The sequence below is a fragment of the Virgibacillus profundi genome (assembly GCF_002287375.1).
Taxonomy (GTDB): domain Bacteria; phylum Bacillota; class Bacilli; order Bacillales; family Amphibacillaceae; genus Virgibacillus_K; species Virgibacillus_K profundi.
The window spans coordinates 299,457-321,553 of record NZ_NPOA01000002.1 but is presented as its reverse complement, the minus strand read 5'-3'; the positions used below and the strand labels follow the sequence as shown (position 1 = coordinate 321,553).

Below are 22,097 nucleotides of genomic sequence, written 5' to 3'. Positions count from 1 at the left end.
GGATAGGAAGAAGCAAGATGCTCGTAGACTTGTTACGTGTTGTTGGAATGCCCGGTCCTGAATTAACCAAACTACAGAAAAACGCTCAGACTAATATTCTGAGCGTTAAACCTATTCCTTAAAATAAAGAAAGATTATCCAAATTATTCTCTTCTATTCCATCTGGTTCGCTTCGGATAATATCTCTTCCATACTTGTGAAACACATCGATATCGGCCATTCTCCCTTCCTTTGCTCCCCTAATGCTGTTATATAATCAAGCTCACGACCTGAATTTGTTTTAAAAGCGATTATATTGCCATCATCATTTTTGCGGACTGCTGTAATTTCTTCTTTACTTACATTCCGCTCTGTCGCCGTCTGTGGTTCATTTTGTTTCTGATACTGATCATAAATTTCTTCAAAGTCTTTTTCGTTCATATTTTACGCACCTCACTCACTGTCCTTTTTAGGGATCCGTTGATTGTTCTGTTTCTCTGTTTCACCATCTGTATCACTGTAGATCCACGTTCCATGTCCTCCAGTTGTTTTAGCAAGAAATTTTTTTGTCTCATTATAGGACATACCGGACTGTGCTTTTTTCCTTTTGACGGATTCAATATCTGTTCCAGCAGCAGTAAAACGATCGTTCTTATTATTATTTTCTTTCATGAAGGCACCCCTTTTTCGTTTTTTCTTATACTTACCGGAATATGCTTTTTTAACCACTAATGTGGAATAGTTAATCGCCTTTCTCTGTTCAATCAATAGCTTTATGGTATACTATAGGTAGAATGTAGCATATACTTAAAAAGACCACAGTTGCAACTGTGGTCACCCTAAGATAAGCGGTTCCCTTAAGGGGCGGCTATCCGGAGAATAGACCTTTCCTTTTCAGTTTTTGACGGTGAATAGGGAGGTCTATTTTTTATTGATCATTCGTGTTACGAGTGTCAGTAGTGCAATTAGAAAAGTTCCAAATGCAAACAGCACCATAAAGACCTCATAAATTTCCAAAAGGCATCACCCCCTCATATCTGCAGCAGGGCCAGCCGTCCAATCCTTAAAAGAACATTATCTAAGCATAGTATATCATAATTTTAAGTAATATAATCATTAAAACAGAACATTTGTTTGCATAATATTTTTAAATACTATTATTTGCAGGGGCTTTTTGGCTTTTGGTAAAAATTCGCCTTTCCCATTTCACTTTTTGGTTTTATAAAATACCCAACAAAAAAACGCCTCGATTTAACGAGACGCTTTTTTGGCAGTTAAGAAAGTATAACTACTTTCTTACTGCATAAGTGCAACTAAAGCATACGCCTAAAGGCTTGGCGTATGCCAAGTTTTCTAATATAATTTATTCTTAATTATTTGTTGTACCTTTTTCTTCTTCTTTAATATAGGAATAATCACTTATATCCACTGGTTCCCACGCTTCATTTGGTGTATAGAAACGGAATAGGTCCCCGTATAACACTTCATCTGAAAGCTCTAACTCCTGCATAACAGTTTCCTTCATATCAAGCATCTTCTGTGTCGGTTCTTCAATTACTTCTTTTGTTTTATTATCGTAGAAGGTTCCATTGATGGAACTGTATTTCTCTGTGATAAAATCACCATTACGGAATGGAACAAAATCTTTGTGACCTTCAGAAAATAGATCAGTACCAAACAAAATGTAATCCTTCGCATCAATTCCCAGGATATGCAATAGTGTTGGCATAACATCTACCATCCCACTGTACTCATGATTTGTTCCCTGTCCTTCTACACCAGGAACACGAATCATAAATGGCACTCGCTGCAATTCAGCATTTTTTAATGGTGTGATTTCTTCACCAGTTATTTCTGCCATTGCCTTGTTATGATTATCGGAAATACCGTAATGGTCACCATAAATCATTATAATCGAGTCTTCATAAAGACCTGCTTCTTTCAAATCATTAAAGAATTGCTCTAAAGATTCATCCAAATAACGTGCTGTCTGGAAATAACGGTCAACAGACCCATCACCAGTCTCAGCAGGAGCAATACTTGCATCCTCTTCATCTATTAAATACGGATGATGATGTGTCAATGTCATCATATGTGCATAGAATGGCTGCTCCATTTCTTTCAGCAAAGGAATGGATTCTTCAAAGAATGGTTTATCCTTCAAGCCATAGTTAATAACATTTTCTTCACTCATATCATAATAATCTTCGTGATAGAATTCATTGACTCCAAGATATTTATATACTTCATCCCTATTCCAGAATGATTTACCATCACCATGGAATATACCACTTGTGTAATCCTGCTGCTGATCCAGAATCGCAGGCAATGCCTGATACGTATTATCTCCCTTTGTTACAAAGGCAGATCCTTGAGGCAGACCATAAAGAGATGTATCCATAATCAATTCAGCATCCGCTGTTTTCCCTTGTTCTGTTTGATGGAAAAAGTTATCAAAATACGTGAAATCCTTACTCTGATCACTTACCAAGTCGTTTAAAAATGGTGTGACTTCCTCACCATGTAACTTGTAATCTATTAAAAATGACTGGAAGGACTCCAAATGAATCTTGATAATATTTTTTCCTTCCCCTTTTCCAAAAAGCTCCGGATTAGGTTCAGCATATTTAGCTTTTGTATAATTTTCTACTTCTGTAATATCACTACTGTCGGCTAAAACCCGTTGTGTAGATGTCTTTGCACTCTGAATACCATCATAGATCATAAAATTAAAAGCACCAAGATATTTTACCAAGTAGTTTCTATCAAAAGCACGTTCCAACAGCTGTGGACGATCGGCTTCAGCCAAACCTAGATTAATAGTAAATGCAAGAACGCCGGCACCCAACACTAATAAAGGTTTACGAATCGGCATACGTACCGTCGACCAATTGGATTTCGTCAAAATAAATAATCCAATTAAAAGAATCAGGTCGAGTGAATACAGAATATCGTGCATTGCTGTTAAATCCGCAATACTTCCTCCGAGACTACCAAAGTTATCTGTCTGCATCATTGTTGCAAAAGTAATAAAATCACTATTGAAACGATAAAAGACAACATTGGCGTACAATATAAAGGTCAAAATAACATCAATTACAATAATCCAAATACCTGCTTTTCTTCCTTTTGCAAATAATGCAATTCCTAAAAATATCAATCCTGAACTAAGAGGATTAAAGAATAATAGAAACTCCTGCATTGGCCCACTAACACCTAAATTAAATTCTGTAGCATATATGACATACGTTTTTATCCAAAATAAAATTAAAGCAATCGCGAAGAACCCCATCTTCGAAGATATTAATTTCTTCACTATACTCACCTCATGTTTAAATACATTTTATTAACGATTTTTAAGTATACAGTAAAAGGTAGTGGGAGTCAAAAAGTTTTTTGAATACTGGACTTGCATTCTGGCGATATGCTGGAGTAATTTTAAGATTGAGGAATTGAATGCAGGGGATAGCTTTAGCGCTGTCCCCTTTCTTACTAGTTTACTGCTAAGGGATTTTATAAGCAATTTCGTAGCGTACTTTACACCAGGTTGTTTTTTGAATTGTTCACTACCTCTTCTAATTCACTTACCCTCGACTCTAATTTCTCAATCATCTTGTGAAGATCATGTATACTAATAGTTATATTAAATAAAAAAGGAAGCCAATTAAAAAATTAACTTCCATATATACCTATGATTTTCCTAAAGCTTAAACTGTTTTACCAAGCCATTCAACTCTTCAGCTGACTTAGCAAGATGCTCGGAACTTGATGCAATTTCATCCATTGAACTGCTTGTCTGTTCAGATGATGCAGAGGTTTCCTCAACTCCGGCAGCTGATTCTTCAGAAATCGAAGCTATTTCTTCAATCGATCCATTCATTTCCTGGCTGTTTGCGGCAATGTCTGCTAGGTTTTGTGAAACCAGTTGAATGCTGCTTGCCATTTCAGATACAAATAAATTGATTCCATTTAAAGTCTCACCAGTAGCTTTGATATCCTTTTGTCCTTGTTCCACTTCTGTATAACTGCTTTGAAGGGAATCAGTTACTTCATTCGTTTCATTTTGAATGCCGTTTACTATATCTGTAATATCCATTACCGAATCAGATACCTGTTCAGCCAGCTTCCTCACTTCATCCGCAACTACCGCAAACCCTCTCCCATGCTCACCTGCTCTTGCTGCTTCAATTGCTGCATTTAATGCAAGAAGATTTGTTTGCTCCGAAATATCTTTTATTACAGACACTAAGTTTGCTATTTGTTGAGATTGAGCATCTAAGCCTTCCACCTTTTTAACAGCGACTTGAACAATTTGATCAATTTTTGCCATTTGCTTTGTCGTGTTTTCCATTAAAGTACTGCCTTCTGTTGTCATATGCTGTACTTCATTTGAAGCTTTCTGAATAAGTTCACCTTTTTCATTTGCCTCTTGAACTTTCTCCGAAAAACTGCCCATTACTGATGCTAAATCACTTGCACTATTTGCCTGTGATTCTGAACCACTTGCCAATTCCTGCATGGTAATTGCAACCTGTTCTGAACCAGCTTTTACTTCATTCGCGGATTGCGTAAGCTCTTCACTTTGACTCGAGACCGTTTCAGATACAACCTGAACTCTGTTCAATAATTGACGTGTGTTTTTTGCCATATTATTTGTCGCAACAACAAGCTGACCTACTTCATCTTTTGATTTTGTAACAAGCGGCTCCTGACTCATATCACCACTTGCGATGAGATTCATACGATTCATTACTTTAATAATTGGTTTACTAATACTTCGTGACGTAATACTGGCTGCTGCAATACCTAAAATTAATACAAGACCAGTAATAATACTGCTGAACATAAAATTACTTTCTCCATTGGATATAATTTCGTTACCCATATCATTTATGATCGTTTCTCTCTTATCAGCCATTTCTTGAAAGTCTGCCATGATTTCATTTGAAAGTGGTCTTACAAATAATGACATAATATCTAATGCACGGTCTTCATTCCCGCTTTCATATTCTGCAATCACATCATCCGTAAAATGTCCCCATTCTATCTTTTTATCGATAATAGCCTGGACTTCCTCTGAATCATTTAGCTCAAGCACCTGATTTTCCAAGGCAATAGATGGTTCTACACCTTCACTAAATTGATTTAATAATGCTGCATCTCCAAATAATAAATAACCGCGTAATAAGGCTGTTCGTTCCGCCATATTGATAACCATCTTCTCATCAGCAATCAGCAACGTAAGCTGGTAGTCCATTATCTCCTGTATATCTTCATTCGTCTTTACTGTGCTATAAATATTATACGCAGATAATAATATTACCAATAAAATAACAATCGAAAAACCAAATATTATTTTTGATTTGATACTTTTAAAGCCAAATTTCCTTTTCAATTTCCGCACCTCTGTTTTCATTTAATGTCTATGTAGGAAAGATCCTCACTGTTAGTCTATCGGTTCATTGTAAGCAATCCTTTAGAAATTGGATAAAAGCAATAATATTAAGTTAATTTGCACTTCCTCAAAAACACCTAACAAGCCTCGGCACTACCTGTGTCGAGGCTTGTTTTTCGGCAATTGTGCAACAACAATACCAACTATAATCAGGATAGAACCTGTAATTACACCAATTGACATTTTCTCACCCAAAATCAAACTGCTGAACAGCAAGCCAAACATCGGAACGAGTAATGTAGATATTGTAGCTGTCGCCATGTCGATCAAACTAAGAATTAAAAACCATACAGTGAAACAAAGAGCAGATGCCAGTATTCCAGTGAACAGTATATAATAAATACTATGTACATTAAGCGCGATGGGCTTGCCCCATTCCATGAAAAGTGTTGCAATTACGATTCCAATTGTACCGAAAAACATTTGATAGGCATTGACCTGAAGTTTTGGCAGACTTTGGAGTTTTATTCGATAATAAACATTTGCTACCGCCCATGATACAGAAGAAATGATGATAAGAAATTCACCAAAGATCATTTTTATATTTGGTTCCTTCCAAATATCCCAGCCTAAAATGGCTAACAGCCCAACCATTCCTATTAATAGGCCCGAAAGTTTAGCAGGCGTAATTTTTTCCCCAAGGTATTTCGTTGCCAGAATGGTGCTCCACAATGGCATAGAGTAAAGAAGTACGGAAGATTTTCCTGCATCCACAAAGCGAAGCCCATACATGACCAGCAGAAAAACGACAGTCGTTTGCAGGAAGCCAACGATAATTAAATGTTTCCAGTGTTTTTTAGCTGGAAGGCCAATTTTCAATAACCAGACGACAAGCAATAAGGTGACGGATCCTACCCCAAAGCGAAACGAAGAAAAAGTAAATGGGCCCATGTATTCAAGGGAAGCCTTCATCAGCACCCAGGCATAGCCCCATAGCAATGTAATTATTATAATCAGCAGCCACAAGATTTTCTTGTTTTTTTGTAAAATAGATATAAATGAATTGAATTGATTCCCCACAATTTCCCTCCTGCTTGTCATGATAGCAGTCTATACCAAAAAAGACCAAAAAAATAAGCCTGCCGATGCACGCTTAAGTTAATTACATTTCATACGATTAACTTATCGGTTCCTTTTCCTAAATGACATTCCATCACTACGGCTAATTGTTTATCGATATTTCTTATATTTTGCTTCAATCCATTGATATCCAATTCTATATTAGTTGCTTCAGCTTCCAGTTTTGTGTAGTTTTCATCGATTTGATGGCCGTTTATTTGTATATCTTCTAAATCCTCCAACCATAGCGTGATAGTATGCAACAGATCTTCCACCATATCTTTGGTCAACCTGTTCCCCCCTTTTTCATTTCTATAATACTATCGTAACACCCGGTCATTTTAGCAACAAGAGTCATAAGGAGGATATTCTGAATTCAAAATAGGTATAATTATCCGTGTTGATATTGCATTTCTAAAAACAATAAGAAAAAAGGATATTCCGTTATTGTAATATCCTTTTTTCTTTAGGCTGTTTTCTAAAAGATTATTCTTTTTGCCATAAAAGATGTAAAAGGTAACGTAAAATTAATGGTAGTAGGTCTCAATGACCGCTCCGGAAACACATTTCGCTTTCCGCGGGCGGCTGGTGAGCCTCCTCGTGCTACGCACTCGGGGGTCTCACCTATGCCTTTCCTCCCGCAGGAGTCTTCAATGTGTTTCCTCCGCTGGAATTGTGCTTTAAAATTTAAAAAAAATTCTTGATTAATTTAAACAAATACTTGCACATTTATGCGGTTGTTTGGAGCGGAGGACCGTTGACTCCTGCGGGAAAAGCACGTGTCTGAAGACCCCGCAGAGTGGTTTTCTCGAGGAGGCTGAAGCCGTGCCCGCGGAAAGCAATGGTCCGCAGCAGAAAACAATCCAGCGCATACGTCGTCTTTTATATCTAATGCGAGGATTAAAAAGCAACAGTATTTTGGTGGGGCGAACGAAGTGCAGTCCTAAAACTTACGAAAAGAGCTTTCCTTATTAATTATTGGTATCTAATCGTTCCGATCTCCCATCATCCTGTTCAGATATTCAGCTGATTCAGAAATCGTTACAGCAGATTGTTCAATCCCATGAATGGCTTGGCCAAATATCTCTAAATCAGCCTGAATATTTTTATTGCTTGTTTTTGTTTTCTCCATACTATTGTCAATATCAGCAAAAGCATGTTCCGTATTTTCCAATTGATTTTTGACAGCTGTTAAATAATCCTGAACCTCTATAATCGAAGAAGAACTATTGAAAATTTGTTCATTTGTTTGGTTTACCAATTCAGTAACATTTGTCACTGAACTACCAGTTTGTTCTGCCAGTTTTCGCACCTCATTAGCGACCACTGCAAAACCACGACCATGTTCTCCTGCCCTTGCTGCTTCAATAGACGCATTCAATGCCAGCAGGTTTGTTTGATCTGCAATTGATTTTACAATTTCAATAATCTCTTTGATTTGAATCGAAGTCGTTTCCAGACTGGTCATATCCTCATTTACTTTCATTGTACTCTCTTCCATATTTTCTATAGAACTGCTCATTTCACCTAAAAGCGCACTTCCGCCATCAGCTGCTCTTTTTGTCTCTTCGGCAAGGTCAGTACTGATTTTCGAATTAGACGTAATTACATCTATTTGAGTTGTCATTTCTTCTAGGGATGTATTTGTTTCCTCTGATAAGACAGCCAATTCATCCGATGCCTTTTCCAGAGATCCAATCATCTCCATTTTCTTTTTGGCTTCCTCTTCTTTCAACCGAATTACTTCATCATCATAAGCTTCCAATACAACTTGCTGCTCTAAATTTAATAATTTATTTACTATTTTTATTGCAAGGATACGATCTTCCTGAATAGGCAAATTTCTTTGTATAACATCCATTAGGCCAGCGAAAATCTTTTGAAAAGATGCAATATACCATTTCTGGGTCAATCCTATTCTTACATGAATATGTGCAATAATTTTTCTTCTTTTAATAAAATCTTCATTCATCTCCCCTGAAAACATTTCCACAATATGTCTGCTTAATGTTTTCTTCAGTCTTTCAATGGAGCTATTCTTTTCAATAATTTCAATCAATTTTGGATTATGCTCCAGATTTTTATAAAATCCATCGATGATATTCGTATTTTCTTCCTCAACATAAGGCTTTAGCACTTGTGCGATCGCAAAATCCTCTTCCGTTAAATCAAGCATATTTAATTGCTTTTCTAAATCTGTTCCTGCCTTTACTTTGAATGTCGGTTTCATTTGCTTACTAAGACTATATAACGATTGTTCCGGTTTCTTTTCTTTCTTTTTTCTATTTAATAATGTTAATACCATGTTGTCCAAACTCTCCCTATAAAAATAGTTATACTATTATATCGGACAATCTTAAGGAAATTTATAGTACTATTTATCTATTACTTAAAAATCCACTCCCTTTAGCAGGAAGTGGATTTCATTTAAATAGCCTTTATTTTTTTTGTTCCCTTAAAATATTACCCGCCAATGCATAAAGCACTGCATATGTTACGAAATGCGAAGAATTATCATTGACATCCTGTTGTGGATAAACCTCAACATAATCCATACCGCGAATTCCCAATTTGGCAAATTCATGAACCAACTCCAGCAATTCATAGGAAGTTACGCCATTTCCATCAACAGGCCCGCCTGGATTAAACGCAAAATCCAGTACATCACTGCAGATGCTTAAATAAACAGCTTCCGTTCCCTCGCTCGCAATATTATAAGCCTTCTTTGCCAGCTCTGATAAGTCGGTTCCTGCCTGACGGATTTCTCTCACAGAGATTGTAGTTGCACCTACTTCATCTGCATATTTTCCTGTTTCAGGAGCGTTTCTAGGCCCATGGATACCCATATGAACGATACTTTCATTACGCACACTTTCACTTTCATAAATTCGGTGGAAAGGTGTACTGCGCGCATATAAATCGCCTTCATAATCAGGGTGGTTATCATAATGGGCATCCAGATGAATAATCCCAACTTTTCCCTCGACTTCTTCACTTAGAGCTTTTACAATCGGATAGGTAATCCCATGATCGCCTCCAAATGCGACCGGGAATTTACCTGTTTTCCAGACATTACTTGCAAAATTCTCGATACGACGCATCGTTTCTATCGTATCAGCAGGTACCACATCAACATCACCTAAGTCACCAATGGTATAATGACTTAGAACATCCATATGATTTAATTCTGGCAAATAACCGGAATAACGTGCTGAATTTAAGCGGATTACCTTTGGTCCTAACTCACAGCCGGTATAATCACCCCAGGTTACAGAACCTTCCCATGGCACGCCATAAATTAGTACATCTCTATCACTAGCACTATCATCTTTTAGGCTGACTTTTTTCCCGCCTAAATAACAAGGTGTATTTCCGTATATTTTTTCCTGACTCATGCTGCATCAACTCCTAAACTTATTTTACTCCGGCAACTTTATCGTATTCTTCCAGGATTTCTTTTGAAGGACCTTTTCCAACTAGACTAAATACTACGATAGCAATACTCGATAAAACAAATCCTGGAACCATTTCATACAGAGCCGAGCCTGTTAAAGGCCATAAGAATATGGTTACTCCACCAACAATTATTCCTGCTAAAAGCCCATTTCGGGAAGTTTTCCTCCAAAATAGTGAAAACAAAATTGGTGGTCCAAATGTGGCACCAAACCCAGCCCAGGCGTAACTTACAAGATCAAGTACGGAACTCGTTTCATTCCATGCGATCATTACTGCGATAAGCGCAATCAATAACACGGATACCCGGCCAACCCAAACCAATTCTTTATCACTGGCTTGTTTCCGGAAATATCTTCGGTAAAAGTCCTCTGACAATGCACTGGAAGATACGAGTAACTGAGAGTCTACTGTACTCATAATAGCTGCTAAAACAGCTGCAAGCAAAAATCCAGCAACCCATGGATCATAAACAAACTGAACCAGTTGGATAAACACCTGCTCGGAATCTGCTAAAGGCTGATCAAAGGTTACGATCCCTAACATCCCGACAATCAATGCACCATAAAGTGGAATAACGAGTCCTAGTGCTACATTGATCAAACGTGCTTTTCTTACTTCTTTATGAGAGCGAATCGCCATAAATCTTACCAGAATATGTGGTTGTCCAAAATAACCAAGTCCCCAGGCAAGTGCAGAAATAATTCCTATAGCCCCAATTGCACCTGCAGGTTCCCATAGACTTGCCTGATCATAGCTGGTTGCTGCAAAACCATCAACCAGACTTGGACTAATTGAACCAAGCTGATTAAATAATTCCCCGAACCCACCGATTTTAATCAATCCATAAACAGAGGTAAATAATAAGGCTGCTGACATGAGTGCCGCTTGAATGAAGTCTGTATAACTTACCGCCAGGAACCCGCCCAGGAAAGTATATGCAACAATAATAATTGCACCAATAATCAGTGCCATATGATAATCAATTTCAAAAGTCCCCTGGAAAAGCTTTGCACCGGCAACAAGCCCTGAAGCGGTATAAAATAAGAAAAAAGCCAAAATAAATAATGCAGATATAACACGTAATAAATGAGATTTATCCCGAAAACGATTTTCAAAAAACTGTGGAAGTGTTATTGAATCATTTGTATACTCTGTGTAAATCCGTAGTCTCTTTGCAACATATTGCCAGTTAATCACCGCCCCAATTGCTAAACCAACAGCAATCCACAAACTCCACTGACCAAGACCAGCCGCATAAGCAGCACCTGGCAAGCCAATTAGGAGCCAACCACTAAAATCACTGGCTGATGCTGAAAATGCTGTCACCCAGCTATTCAATTTTCGACCGCCAAGAACATAATCAGACAATGTATTTGTCATCCGATATGTAATGATCCCAATAACGATCATTACAATTAAGTAAGCTGCAAAGGTTATTAACGTTGGATCCATCAGTCCTCATTCCCCCTTTCCGTGAAAAAGGTAATGATTGCCCATACAACAAGCAGTGGCATGGGTACAGCGAACCAAAACAGTGTCCAGCCGGTAATTGCATATTCCATAAAACCCCTCCTATATTTTTTTCTTACATATACCCCTAAATTCTATGATTTTTTTTATCATAACACAGTTAGCAGAAAATTTCATTTAATGGGAAATTACCATTAATTCATTATGTAATTAGACATATGATTGGTGGAATGTGAATATGTTATTTTATTGTGGACTGGTTGAAGTTTGTGAGGAAGTTATTGGGATGTTGTGTGGGTTTTGTGGTTTGGGGTAGGGCACGACTTTCAGCTATTATTGCGCAACTTGGGCCGTGGGGTGCACCAAGTGGCTTATGAACCACCTGGTAGCAACAACTACAAACCGCATAAAGAACGGTTGACCTACTGAAAATAGTGCAAAATAGAAGAAGTAACCGATTTATCCACTGGTCATGAGGCGGTTACTTTTGATAATATAATAGTAATTTACGAATTAACATTCTTATTCAAAATAGCTCCATTTGTTCTGTATTTATCCCTGCTATAGTGTCAGCTCCTTCTGTTATATACCCCATTGCCTTGTAACCTTTTTTTCTTTTCTCAAACATATTATTGAAAATTTCTTCTCTGTGATCAACATAATCATATACTTTTACAATGTTTTTATTGTCATGAATACGGTGAAATCTACCTACATATTGTTGCAAGGTTCCCTTCCATGATATAGGCATAGCTAAAAATAATGTATCCAATACTGCATTATCAAACCCTTCGCCAATATACTTACCAGTTGCGATCACTAACCTTTCTTTTTGATCAGAGATTTCTTCTAATTGTTTTAATTTATTTTGACTTTCCCTTTTACTCATTCCACCTGTAAGAATAATAATATTTTTGGCAAAACCTTTAAACATAGTCTCAAATTTTCTAACATGTTCAAGTCTTTCGGTCAATATAATCGGGGATGCTCCGTTATCCAATTCCTTCAATACATCATTGAAAATCATTTGATTTCGTTGGTTATCCTTTATCATTTCTTTATAAAGGCTTTGAATATTTCCTTTGTTGTTCGACTTACTTTTAAAAGATGTCCTCCGAGGTATTAACACATGTTTAAAAGGCCTGACCCTAGCCTGTTGTTTCGCACTTACTTTATATCGAATAGGGCCACATTGCATTGTCATTATTGGTTGTAAACCATCTTTTCTTGTCGGAGTTGCAGTTAGACCATGTACATATGTAGCTTGGGCCTGTTTTAATACATTTTCAAAACTAAATGCTGAAATATGATGGCATTCGTCTACGATAATTTGTCCATACTCTAAAATAGAATCTTTTACTTCACCTTTATAATTCAGACTTTGAATCGTAGCGATATCTATAAGCCCTTTTGCTGTGTTTTTCCCACCACCAATTTGTCCAATCTTATTTATATCCAGATTAAGAAATGACGATAAGCGCTGCTTCCACTGATCCATCAATTGCTTTCGATGAACGATTATCAAGGTATTTACTTTTCGTTTCGTTATTAACGAAGCTGCAGCAACAGTTTTTCCAAACCCTGTAGTTGCTGATAATATTCCGTTTTCAAATTTTAGCAGGCTTTGGACAGCTTCCTCCTGCTGCGAGGTCAATTGGCCATGGAATTCAGCTTCTATTGCTGTTCCAGAATTTAATCAGGATTCTACCAATGAATAGATACCCAAGAAGATAGTAGATGGAACTTTTAATATTGACGATCCAGACCTACCATTTTGATAAGGGGAATCACCCTTACTTAATTCCACATCAAATGGGGCATGAAATACTTCAAAGTCCTTTCGTTCCAAAAAGTTAAAAAGTTTCGCATGTAAACGACCGGAAATTCTTTGATGTATTGTTGACGGAGATGGTGTCATATGAACTATCCCATCAATTGATCAGAGTCTCCTCTTAGTATATAAAATTCTTTTAAGCTTGCTTCATATTTATTTAATGAGGACATATTAACAATCTCCTTATCTATAAGATTTTCTTCACTTATACTTATTCTACTTGAAAAACAGAAAAAATCTTCACATATTTAGCATAAAAAAGCAACAATCAAATAGCTGATTGTTGCTTTTTTCCTACCCCTTAATCGCCCCTTCCGTCATTCCCTTTGCAATTCTCCGTTGGAAAATCGCATAAAGAATAATAACCGGAATTATTGCGATGACAAGACTTGCAAATAACGTTCCCCAGGCATTTGTATACTGTGCCTCACTGCTGATATAGTCAATTGCCAAGGCAAGTGTGTAATTTTCCTCCGTTTGTAGAAAGATTAAAGCCATGAAATATTCATTCCAGAACTGAATGGCATTCATAATTGTTACTGTTATAATACCGGACATACTCAGTGGTGTGATGATTTTCCATAACACACCATATGGTGAGAGCCCATCAATTGCGGCTGATTCCTCTAGTGATTTAGGAATGGTACTCATAAAGCTTGTTAACACAAATATTGTAAATGGAAGCTGACTAACTGCATAAACAATAGCCAATCCAAAAATATTATCGAGTAAATTAAATTCCATCAATAGAAAGAAAAGTGGAATCCAACCTAACACCATCGGAATCATCATGCCGGAAACGTACAATGTAAATAAAAACTTGCTCCCCCTGAAATTCAAACGTTCAATCGCATATGCAGTTGGGATAGCAAGTACCAGCGTTAGCACTGCTCCAACTACTGTTACTATTAAACTATTAAACACACTTGTATCAATATTATAATTTGTCCATGCATCGGCGAAGTTTTGCCAATTAAAAGTTTCTGGGAAGCCCCAGGGATTTCTGTATATTTCAGCATTTGATTTGAATGAACCGAGGAACATCCAAAATATTGGATATAACACGGCGATTGTCCATAATATGAGTGGAATTCGTATTCCAGTTTTGCCTAAAATCTGACCAACACTTCGTTTCACTACTATCCCTCCATTTCTTTAAATTCTAGTATTCGACTTTATCTCTTCGCATAAAGAATTGTAAAATTAATACAGTGATTAATGACAGAATTAAAATCATTACACCGATTGTTGCTCCATATCCAAAGTTATATTGTACAAATGCCTGCTGATAAAGGTAGGAACCCATAACATGTGTGGAGTTATTTGGCCCACCACCTGTCATAACCTGTACAATAATAAAAGAGCCGTTTAATGTCGTAATAACAATATAAAGAATGGAGATTTTTATTTGTGGCCATACGAGTGGCAAGGTCACCTTCCAAAATTGCTGCCATTCTGTTGCTCCATCAATTTCAGCCGCTTCATAATAACTTTTCGAGACATTCGCAATACCCCCCATGAGCATTAACATGAATAAACCGATCCCAGCCCAGATAGATGGCAATACCAAACTTGGAAGTGCCCATGTTTCACTCCCCAGCCATGGTTTGGCCAAAGACTCAAGTCCGAGAAACTCAAGTCCAGAATTAACAAGCCCCATGCTTGGATTATAGATAAATGTCCATAGGATCCCAATTACTACAACGGACATAATATTCGGGAAGAAAAACACAATCCGGTAAAATGGTGCCTCTTTTATTTTTAATTGTGTTAAAGCAACAGCAAAAAACATTGCCAGAATCATAATGCCGATAACCTTTGTAACAACCAGGAAGTAATCGTGGATAATCGTATTGGGGATAATCGCATCTTTTATTAATTTTATATAATTGTCAATTCCAATAAACTCCTTATTCTGTGCCGATCCTGACCAGTCAAAAAAGGAATAGTACAAACCACTAAACAAAGGATAAAGTGTAAAAATAGCAAACATAATAAAGGTAGGAATTAAACAAAAGGCCAAAAACATATATTTTTGTTTTTTAGACTGTACCATCCAATCACTCTTTTCTAAAAAGAAATAACAGTATGGAATTTAGAGGGTTATATCTATATTCCATACCTGCTTCATTCAACTAACTACGATATTCTGCCGCAGCTTTTTCTGCCTCTTCCACAAACTCTTCTGCAGTCATATTGCCAAGCATTAAGGACATTAATGCATTACCAATAGGTGTTTCCAAATCTGCACTCATTGGATGTGGCTTGTGATAAATTTGTACTTGCTCTGGATCATTAATCATTGCATTCGCTTCAGTTAAATAACTAGGGACATCATCACTTTGAGATAGATCAACACCAGTCAGGTTCATAATTGCACCGGTATGTTCGGAGAATGACATTGCATAGTCTCTGGTAAATGCAAATTCTACAAAGGCTTTTGCAGCTTCGGGATTCTCTGCATTTTCAGCAATTGCTAATGGACGCAAATCCGGAACTACCGCATATGGGTCACCGGCATCCTGCATTGGTGATGGGATAAAGCCAAATTCAAATCCCTCAGGAATATCATTCGCCATCTCATTTGGCAGCCAGAAACCTACAGGTACAAATACATTTTCATGAAGCAAGAAGTTCATTTGTGATTGGGTATGGTTTAATGCACCTAAACCAGAATCAAACATGCCCTCTGCTGCCATTGTTTCTACTTTTTTCATTGTGTCCAGAACAACATCTTGAGTCCATGCACCTTCTTTACCCTGAATCAAATCAGCTAACAACTCATCTCCACCAGCTGCACCAAATGCAGGATAAAGCATTCCACGAAGGAAGTAATAAGGGTGTTGTCCAGATGTTACCAATGGATCAATATCCTCTCCCTCTTTTATTTCTTCCATAGAGCTCATAAAGCTATCAAAGTCAGTTGGAACTTCATAACCTTTTTCTTCAAATAAAGCTTTGTCATACCATGTGCCCCATGTATCAAAAACTAATGGGAGACTATAAATTTCGCCATCGTATGTTGCTGGTTCTACGATAAAACTATCAGCTAGTTTGTCGCCATTCTCAAGCTCCATTTCCTGAAGCCATTCTGTCAAATTCATTAGTTGTCCGTCTTCAACCATTTGTGTTTCACTCGAACCTGCACCATCAATGTATACAACATCAGGTGGATCATTTGATACCCAACGGGAACGCATTTCTTCATTAATATTCGGTCCAGCATGTTCAACAATGCTTACATCCGGATATTCTTCCTGGAAGTCTGCAATAACTTCCTTCCACCAGGAATCTCCATATCCACCAACAAAGTATTGAATTTCAAGCTCCCCTGAAATTTCTCCTTCTCCGCCTTCTGCTGTTGAGTCATCTGACTTTTCCGTGCCATCTTCTCCTTTTTCATTACCAGATGAACAAGCAACCATAAGTGATAACATAATTAACGTAATCAGTAATAATAAAACATTATATTTTAGAAATTTATTCAATCTTTTTCCCCCTTCCTTTTTTAAAATTATATGTTATGTATTTGAAGTTAATGAGACAAACAGATAATTTTAGTCTTAAAAACTTCATTATGTTCTGGGGAATGAACAATTCGTTACATAAAAATCCAAAAAAAAGCGCCAACCATTATCGGTCAGCACTTCTTGTATCGACATTATATTTGTATTCACCATGCTATTTTTCCCATAATAACATCATGATTTGCTCCTGTTGCAGAGGGGAAATTATTTGTTTTTTTGTTATAGCATTGGTAGCCAAGTAATGCAAAAGTTATTGCTTCCTTTGCTTCTGCAGACATACCATATTCTTCTGTGCCCATTAATTGTACATCTTTCGGAAGATGAGAACAGATACTTTTCATTAAAGTTCCATTGTAACGCCCGCCACCACTTACTAAAACTTCTTTTACAATACCTGATTCAATATAATTATTAATCTCCATTGTAAGACTCTTAGCAGTTAATTCAGTAACTGTTGCAAGTCTATCATGATTATCGATAGCTAGTCGTTGAGCTTCATCCCATAGAACTTCAGCATACTGGATACCAAACAATTCTCTACCAGTACTCTTTGGTGATGGAAGTTTAAAGTAATTATGCTGTAAAAGCTTTTCCAACCAATTATTACTACTTTTCCCTTTTGCAGCTAATAATCCATTTTTATCATATGGTTGTTCTCCATTTGTAGCCCAATTTGTAAAAGCGTCAATAAGCATATTGCCTGGGCCAGTATCATAGGCAATTACTTCTTTCTCTGTACAGTTCTTTGGGAGAACCGTTATATTCGAAATACCACCTATATTAACAAGCACTCTGCCAAATTCCTTACTTCTAAACAGCATATAATCAGCATATGGAACTAATGGGGCACCTTGCCCGCCAGCTGCCATATCCCGTGTCCTGAAATCCCCAATTGTTGTAATCCCTGTTCTTTCAGCAATAACACTAATATCTCCTATTTGTAAAGTAGAGGTTATTTTCCGTTTATCTATTGGAATTGGATTGGGCTGATGGTATATTGTTTGCCCATGTGAGCTAATTAAGAGAATATCAGATGGAGATAATCCCGCCTCTTCTATCACTTTTTCGGCGGCTTCAGCAAATAATTCTCCTAGTAACATATTCATTGCTGATATGTCTTCTATCCTAGCTTCATCAGCAATACAAAGATTTAATATTTTCTCTTTTATTTCACTAGAAAAAGACTGTGATTGAAAATGGATTAGTTTAATATCGATGTCATCATTTGTATCAGCTTTAATTTCTACTAATCCTGCATCAATACCATCTAACGAAGTCCCTGACATGAGGCCAACAACATAGTTAACAGTTTTACTGGTCCTGGTCATGATCATTTTCCTTTCTATATGAAACTATGAAAAATAAGCTCGTATCATATTATGCAATCTTGGCCTTAGTCTTAAAATATGTGGTTCTCTCCCAAAATGCACACGGTTGGTTAAAAGAATCACATGAAGATCAATCGTAGGATCAAACCATATACTTGTACCTGTAAATCCTGTATGACCATAAGATACTTCTGAAAATAAATCACCGCAGGAAGACAAGACAGGACTTTTTAAAATCCAGCCTAATCCTCGAAACTCGCTATCAAACGGACTGTAGTTTTTTCTTGATAATTCCAGTACAGCCTGTGATAATATCCTTTTCCCTTTGAAAACTCCATTATTTTCTATCATAGTTGTAAAGTTTTGTAAATCATGAATCGTAGAGAAAAGACCAGCATGTCCACTGATTCCACCCATTGTTTCAGTATTTTCATCATGGACAATTCCTTGTTTATAGACCTTTAATTTGTTACTATACTCTGTTGCTGCATACCTATTCTTTTCAAAAGTTGGATTAAATCCAGTATCGAACATCTCAAGTGGTGCCAAGATTTCGTTATGAACAAAATGATCAAATTTCTCTTCCGTGATTATTTCTATTACTTTATAAAGCATCATTAAACCAAGATCACTATAAATCACATTACTGCCAGTTGAAGCTGACAGCTCCTCTGAATATATTCTTTGAATGACTTCTTCAGTTGTTAAATCCTCAAGGTAATATTGCTTGTGTGATGGCAATCCTGATGTATGTGTCAATAAATGTCTGAGCCTTATGTTCTCCTTCCCATTCTGAGCGAACTCTGGAAGAAAGTAAGCAACAGGATCATCAAGCCTAATCTCTCCGTTATCAATTAATTGGAGTATAGCAGGAAGTGTAACAACTACTTTTGTTAAGGAAGCAAGATCGAATACGTTATTTAATTTCATAGGTAATTTTGCCGGATATACAATTCTATTTCCAACTGCCTCTTGCAATATAACTTCCCCTTTATAGGATGCGCTAATAACAGCCCCCGGGATATGGTTCATTTCAATTTCCTCTTGGAGAAAATGAAGCACTTTTTCTTGCATTACTAATCGCCGTCCTCATTATTATAAATACTTTTGATAAGAATAATAACTTTTGCAAACTTCAAATCCCAGCTTATTATAAAATGACACCAATCCAGTCCAATCAATTAATATCGAGTGAATTCGACGTTGCCTTAAAAAGGCTACAGCTGCCTCTACAATAAATAATCCATACCCATGTTTACGTTCACTTGAAGCAATCCCTAGTGGACCAATGCCAGCTAGTTCACCTTGATATAATGGATCCCAATTTACATTTTGGGCAATTACTGGTGATTTGGAGTCATTAATCCTGCAAAACCCGATAATTTTATCCTGCTTTTTAAGAACAACAAACTCTCTGCCGGTACCGCCTTTTTGAAAGTATTGAATGGCCTCATATTCCCATCTTCCAGGAAAGGAATGGTGCAGGAATGAAAGAAGTGGATCTTTTTCCTCTACTTTTAGTAATGATACTTCAACACCTTCTTTTTCAGGAATTGATTCTATTCTATTAGAAGCTTTGTAATGGTGATCTAAATCAAAATCTTCTCCATTATACTGATAGCCCCTTCTTTCAAACCAGTCTCCAGTATTTTTATATTCTGCAGGCACCCCTGGGAAATAGTGCCAGGTATCTCTGCCGAGCCAGATATGGTTAGTACCTCTCTCTTTCAACTTTGACTCAGCATGATTTAGTAATTTTTCGCCAATTCCCTGATGGCGGTGGTTATGATCAACTAGCAAAGCTTGGATCCAACCAGTTTTTTTGCTAATGCCAACATCAAGTTCGTCATTCCACTTTTTGGCTACAATAAAACCAATTACCTGATCTTCTTCATCTACTGCAATCAGTGAACCCTCTTCAAAAACATTGATATCCCTAAAACTGTTTTGAACAAATAATTCCTTCCGCATCGGGAATTCTTCGCTTAATTCTTTATTCCAGAGGTTTATTAAATCATCTAATCTATCCAGCTTCCATGGAACATATTTCATTTTTTTCCCTCCAAATAATTGTAATTTATGTGGTGACTAAAAATATCCGGGAAATTGTTATCAACACTTATATTTGCTTCTTTTAATGCAGCAATAGCAGCTCCCCCAACTGGATCCATTTTTGGTATTACTAATCTAGCATCTATATTATTTTCACGACATACCTTATCAATGGATTCCTCAAATAAATCAATTCTCTTGAAAAGCCCCCCCGTAATGACAACTGGTATTTGTTCTTGAATTACCTTCTCAGAAAAAAGTTTTTTTATTAAACAGGAAATAGATTTGCCAATATATAAACCATTTTCCTTTATAATACTTTTAGCAGTCTTATCACCATGATCAGCTGCTTTAACCACCAGTTTGCTTAATGATGCAATGACTTCCTTTGTATTTTTAGATTGATAAATGGAATCCAGGATTCCCGGTAGCGACTTTACCTGGAAATGTTCAAGAATCAGATGATGTATTGCAGTTGCTTCGCTAAGCCCATCATGAGCTAAAAAAGCTGCCCGCAGTCCATCGCTTCCCAGGGCATATCCACTGCCCCTTTCTCCCAGCAAATAACCCCAGCCGCCAACCCGGTCTAGGACCCCTTTTTCATTTAGTCCAAACGTAATGGATCCTGTGCCGGCAATCTGAACAATTCCAGGGTCTCCCAGCGTTCCCGAATATAATGCAATGATGGCATCATTATTTGCAGACACCATGACCGTCTCCGGTACCAGTGTTCTAATGATTTTTTCCATTTCAGTTCTATCAGTTAGACGATCCACACCAGACATCCCCGCGAAAACACTTACTATTTTGGGGAACTCTTTATCGCTTTGTTCTTTTAAAGAATGGATAAGTTTATGTAATTCATTCTTCAAATCATCTTGTTTGATACTATTTGGATTAGTGGCACCAACTGTTGCTTCAGCAACAGTCTTGCCATCTATGCTTGTAATTACACCTTTTGTTTTTGTTCCGCCACCATCGATTCCCAGTACATACATATTCGAATCCCCCTGCTAAATCGTAGCTTTATCATAAAGGAGCCAACTCATCCTGAGTCAGCTCTTCTTCTGTCCATTTTTAGTTAAAAAATGGACAGCATCCCGTGTTGCATTCAAATGCATAACTGTTTCATCGTATTGCAGTGATGCGACAGACATGAAAAGAATATCAATAACCTGTAATTGTGCAATTCGCGAAGAGGTCGCAGCACTTCTGAAAGTAGGCTCCTTTGTTGCTGATGTATACAGTTTGATATCAGCCTGTGCACTCACACTGGAATTTCCATATTTCGTAAGGCAAATAGTACAAACATTATTTTGCTTCGCCAGCTGTAACACCTTAGCTACCTCACTCGTTTCACCGGAAAACGATATTCCCACTACAACATCCTCTTTAGACGCATTCGCTACCTGAGTCGCAGCCATATGCATATCTGAAAAAGTGTATGCAGACTTATTAATCCTGAGGAATTTCTGTTGTGCATCCTGCGCAATAATGCTTGAGGCTCCTATCCCTATAAAATGAATTCTTCTGGCTTGTCTTAACGCTTCCACTGCTTTCTCCAGCTCTTCTACGATTAATAATTCAGCAGTTTCACGAATGGTTTGGATGCTATTATTGGTCATTTTTTCAATGACCGATAATAAAGGCTCATTTGGTTCAATATCACTAAATCCAGATGCATTTGTTTTTTGAAGGTCTCCGGCAATTCGCAATTTTAAATCCTGAAAACCTTTTAAATTCAATGACTTACATAACCTAATAACTGCAGCACTACTGGTTGAACTCCTTTTGCCTAATTCCATTGCAGTTAATGTAATTGCTTTGTGTGGGTGCTCAATAATATAATTAGCTATTTTTTTTTCGGATGGTGGCAGCAGTGGCAGCATCTCTGTAAGTATGACAAGTCCTCCAGTTGTTGACATCATATCAGCTCT

18 protein-coding genes and 1 pseudogene are annotated in these 22,097 nt (G+C 37.2%); all 19 read right to left on the bottom strand.

Annotated elements, in window-relative coordinates:
- Positions 1 to 118: 118 nt before the first annotated feature.
- The 19 genes and pseudogenes from CIL05_RS04575 to CIL05_RS04485 all read right to left on the bottom strand — a co-directional run bounded on the left by CIL05_RS04575 (position 119) and on the right by CIL05_RS04485 (position 22,088).
- A pseudogene (locus CIL05_RS04575) lies at positions 119 to 420 on the bottom strand (DUF3892 domain-containing protein).
- 12 nt (positions 421 to 432) lie between these two features.
- The gene (locus CIL05_RS04570) at positions 433 to 651 is read right to left on the bottom strand and encodes a gamma-type small acid-soluble spore protein (protein ID WP_095654319.1); all 219 of its coding nucleotides are present in this window, start codon (positions 649 to 651) and stop codon (positions 433 to 435) included.
- A 249-nt stretch (positions 652 to 900) separates the two neighbouring features.
- On the bottom strand, positions 901 to 996 hold the full coding sequence (locus CIL05_RS21810) for a putative holin-like toxin (RefSeq protein WP_107505445.1): 96 nt from the start codon (positions 994 to 996) through the stop codon (positions 901 to 903).
- A 352-nt stretch (positions 997 to 1,348) separates the two neighbouring features.
- On the bottom strand, positions 1,349 to 3,295 hold the full coding sequence (gene ltaS / locus CIL05_RS04565) for a lipoteichoic acid synthase (protein WP_095654318.1): 1,947 nt from the start codon (positions 3,293 to 3,295) through the stop codon (positions 1,349 to 1,351).
- 384 nt (positions 3,296 to 3,679) lie between these two features.
- Positions 3,680 to 5,383 (bottom strand): methyl-accepting chemotaxis protein, encoded by a 1,704-nt coding sequence (locus CIL05_RS04560; protein ID WP_338066918.1) that lies wholly within the window; start codon positions 5,381 to 5,383, stop codon positions 3,680 to 3,682.
- A 144-nt stretch (positions 5,384 to 5,527) separates the two neighbouring features.
- Positions 5,528 to 6,454, bottom strand: a complete 927-nt coding sequence (locus CIL05_RS04555; RefSeq protein ID WP_240510108.1) for a DMT family transporter — start codon at positions 6,452 to 6,454, stop codon at positions 5,528 to 5,530.
- Positions 6,455 to 6,543: 89 nt separating this feature from the next.
- Entirely contained in the window at positions 6,544 to 6,783 is a 240-nt protein-coding gene (locus CIL05_RS04550; RefSeq protein WP_095654316.1) for a hypothetical protein, read from the bottom strand.
- Between the two features lie 695 nt (positions 6,784 to 7,478).
- Positions 7,479 to 8,798 (bottom strand): globin-coupled sensor protein, encoded by a 1,320-nt coding sequence (locus CIL05_RS04545; RefSeq protein WP_095654315.1) that lies wholly within the window; start codon positions 8,796 to 8,798, stop codon positions 7,479 to 7,481.
- Positions 8,799 to 8,931: 133 nt separating this feature from the next.
- Positions 8,932 to 9,888 carry an agmatinase family protein gene (locus CIL05_RS04540; protein WP_095654314.1) on the bottom strand — a complete coding sequence of 319 codons (957 nt, stop codon included), beginning with the start codon at positions 9,886 to 9,888 and terminating at the stop codon, positions 8,932 to 8,934.
- Positions 9,889 to 9,907: 19 nt separating this feature from the next.
- Positions 9,908 to 11,401: a sodium/proline symporter PutP gene (gene putP, locus CIL05_RS04535; RefSeq protein ID WP_095654313.1), complete on the bottom strand. Its 1,494-nt coding sequence runs from the start codon at positions 11,399 to 11,401 to the stop codon at positions 9,908 to 9,910.
- 544 nt (positions 11,402 to 11,945) lie between these two features.
- Positions 11,946 to 13,073, bottom strand: a complete 1,128-nt coding sequence (locus tag CIL05_RS04530) for a DEAD/DEAH box helicase (RefSeq protein WP_240510107.1) — start codon at positions 13,071 to 13,073, stop codon at positions 11,946 to 11,948.
- A gap of 474 nt (positions 13,074 to 13,547) precedes the next feature.
- Complete coding sequence (locus tag CIL05_RS04520; RefSeq protein WP_095654311.1) at positions 13,548 to 14,390, bottom strand: carbohydrate ABC transporter permease; 843 nt, start codon at positions 14,388 to 14,390, stop codon at positions 13,548 to 13,550.
- A 25-nt stretch (positions 14,391 to 14,415) separates the two neighbouring features.
- The gene (locus CIL05_RS04515; protein ID WP_095654310.1) at positions 14,416 to 15,309 is read right to left on the bottom strand and encodes a carbohydrate ABC transporter permease; all 894 of its coding nucleotides are present in this window, start codon (positions 15,307 to 15,309) and stop codon (positions 14,416 to 14,418) included.
- Positions 15,310 to 15,388: 79 nt separating this feature from the next.
- Positions 15,389 to 16,690 carry an ABC transporter substrate-binding protein gene (locus tag CIL05_RS04510; protein ID WP_095654401.1) on the bottom strand — a complete coding sequence of 434 codons (1,302 nt, stop codon included), beginning with the start codon at positions 16,688 to 16,690 and terminating at the stop codon, positions 15,389 to 15,391.
- 236 nt (positions 16,691 to 16,926) lie between these two features.
- A complete protein-coding gene (locus CIL05_RS04505; RefSeq protein ID WP_206207745.1) occupies positions 16,927 to 18,108 on the bottom strand; it encodes an anhydro-N-acetylmuramic acid kinase in 1,182 nt (393 codons plus the stop codon).
- A gap of 24 nt (positions 18,109 to 18,132) precedes the next feature.
- Entirely contained in the window at positions 18,133 to 19,182 is a 1,050-nt protein-coding gene (locus tag CIL05_RS04500) for a serine hydrolase domain-containing protein (RefSeq protein ID WP_095654308.1), read from the bottom strand.
- 21 nt (positions 19,183 to 19,203) lie between these two features.
- On the bottom strand, positions 19,204 to 20,160 hold the full coding sequence (locus CIL05_RS04495) for a GNAT family N-acetyltransferase (protein WP_095654307.1): 957 nt from the start codon (positions 20,158 to 20,160) through the stop codon (positions 19,204 to 19,206).
- A complete protein-coding gene (locus CIL05_RS04490) occupies positions 20,157 to 21,158 on the bottom strand; it encodes an N-acetylglucosamine kinase (RefSeq protein ID WP_095654306.1) in 1,002 nt (333 codons plus the stop codon). Before CIL05_RS04490 ends, CIL05_RS04495 begins: the two co-directional genes overlap by 4 nt.
- A gap of 57 nt (positions 21,159 to 21,215) precedes the next feature.
- On the bottom strand, positions 21,216 to 22,088 hold the full coding sequence (locus CIL05_RS04485) for a MurR/RpiR family transcriptional regulator (protein ID WP_165769037.1): 873 nt from the start codon (positions 22,086 to 22,088) through the stop codon (positions 21,216 to 21,218).
- Positions 22,089 to 22,097 lie beyond the last annotated feature (9 nt).

Coding starts and splice junctions, on each gene's coding strand:
- CIL05_RS04570 (WP_095654319.1), bottom strand. CDS start 651: ATGAAAGAAAATAATAATAAGAACGATCGTTTTACTGCTGCTGGAACA.
- CIL05_RS04545 (WP_095654315.1), bottom strand. CDS start 8,798: ATGGTATTAACATTATTAAATAGAAAAAAGAAAGAAAAGAAACCGGAA.
- CIL05_RS04540 (WP_095654314.1), bottom strand. CDS start 9,888: ATGAGTCAGGAAAAAATATACGGAAATACACCTTGTTATTTAGGCGGG.
- putP (WP_095654313.1), bottom strand. CDS start 11,401: ATGGATCCAACGTTAATAACCTTTGCAGCTTACTTAATTGTAATGATC.
- CIL05_RS04515 (WP_095654310.1), bottom strand. CDS start 15,309: ATGGTACAGTCTAAAAAACAAAAATATATGTTTTTGGCCTTTTGTTTA.
- CIL05_RS04510 (WP_095654401.1), bottom strand. CDS start 16,690: ATGTTATCACTTATGGTTGCTTGTTCATCTGGTAATGAAAAAGGAGAA.
- CIL05_RS04505 (WP_206207745.1), bottom strand. CDS start 18,108: ATGACCAGGACCAGTAAAACTGTTAACTATGTTGTTGGCCTCATGTCA.
- CIL05_RS04500 (WP_095654308.1), bottom strand. CDS start 19,182: ATGCAAGAAAAAGTGCTTCATTTTCTCCAAGAGGAAATTGAAATGAAC.
- CIL05_RS04495 (WP_095654307.1), bottom strand. CDS start 20,160: ATGAAATATGTTCCATGGAAGCTGGATAGATTAGATGATTTAATAAAC.
- CIL05_RS04490 (WP_095654306.1), bottom strand. CDS start 21,158: ATGTATGTACTGGGAATCGATGGTGGCGGAACAAAAACAAAAGGTGTA.
- CIL05_RS04485 (WP_165769037.1), bottom strand. CDS start 22,088: ATGATGTCAACAACTGGAGGACTTGTCATACTTACAGAGATGCTGCCA.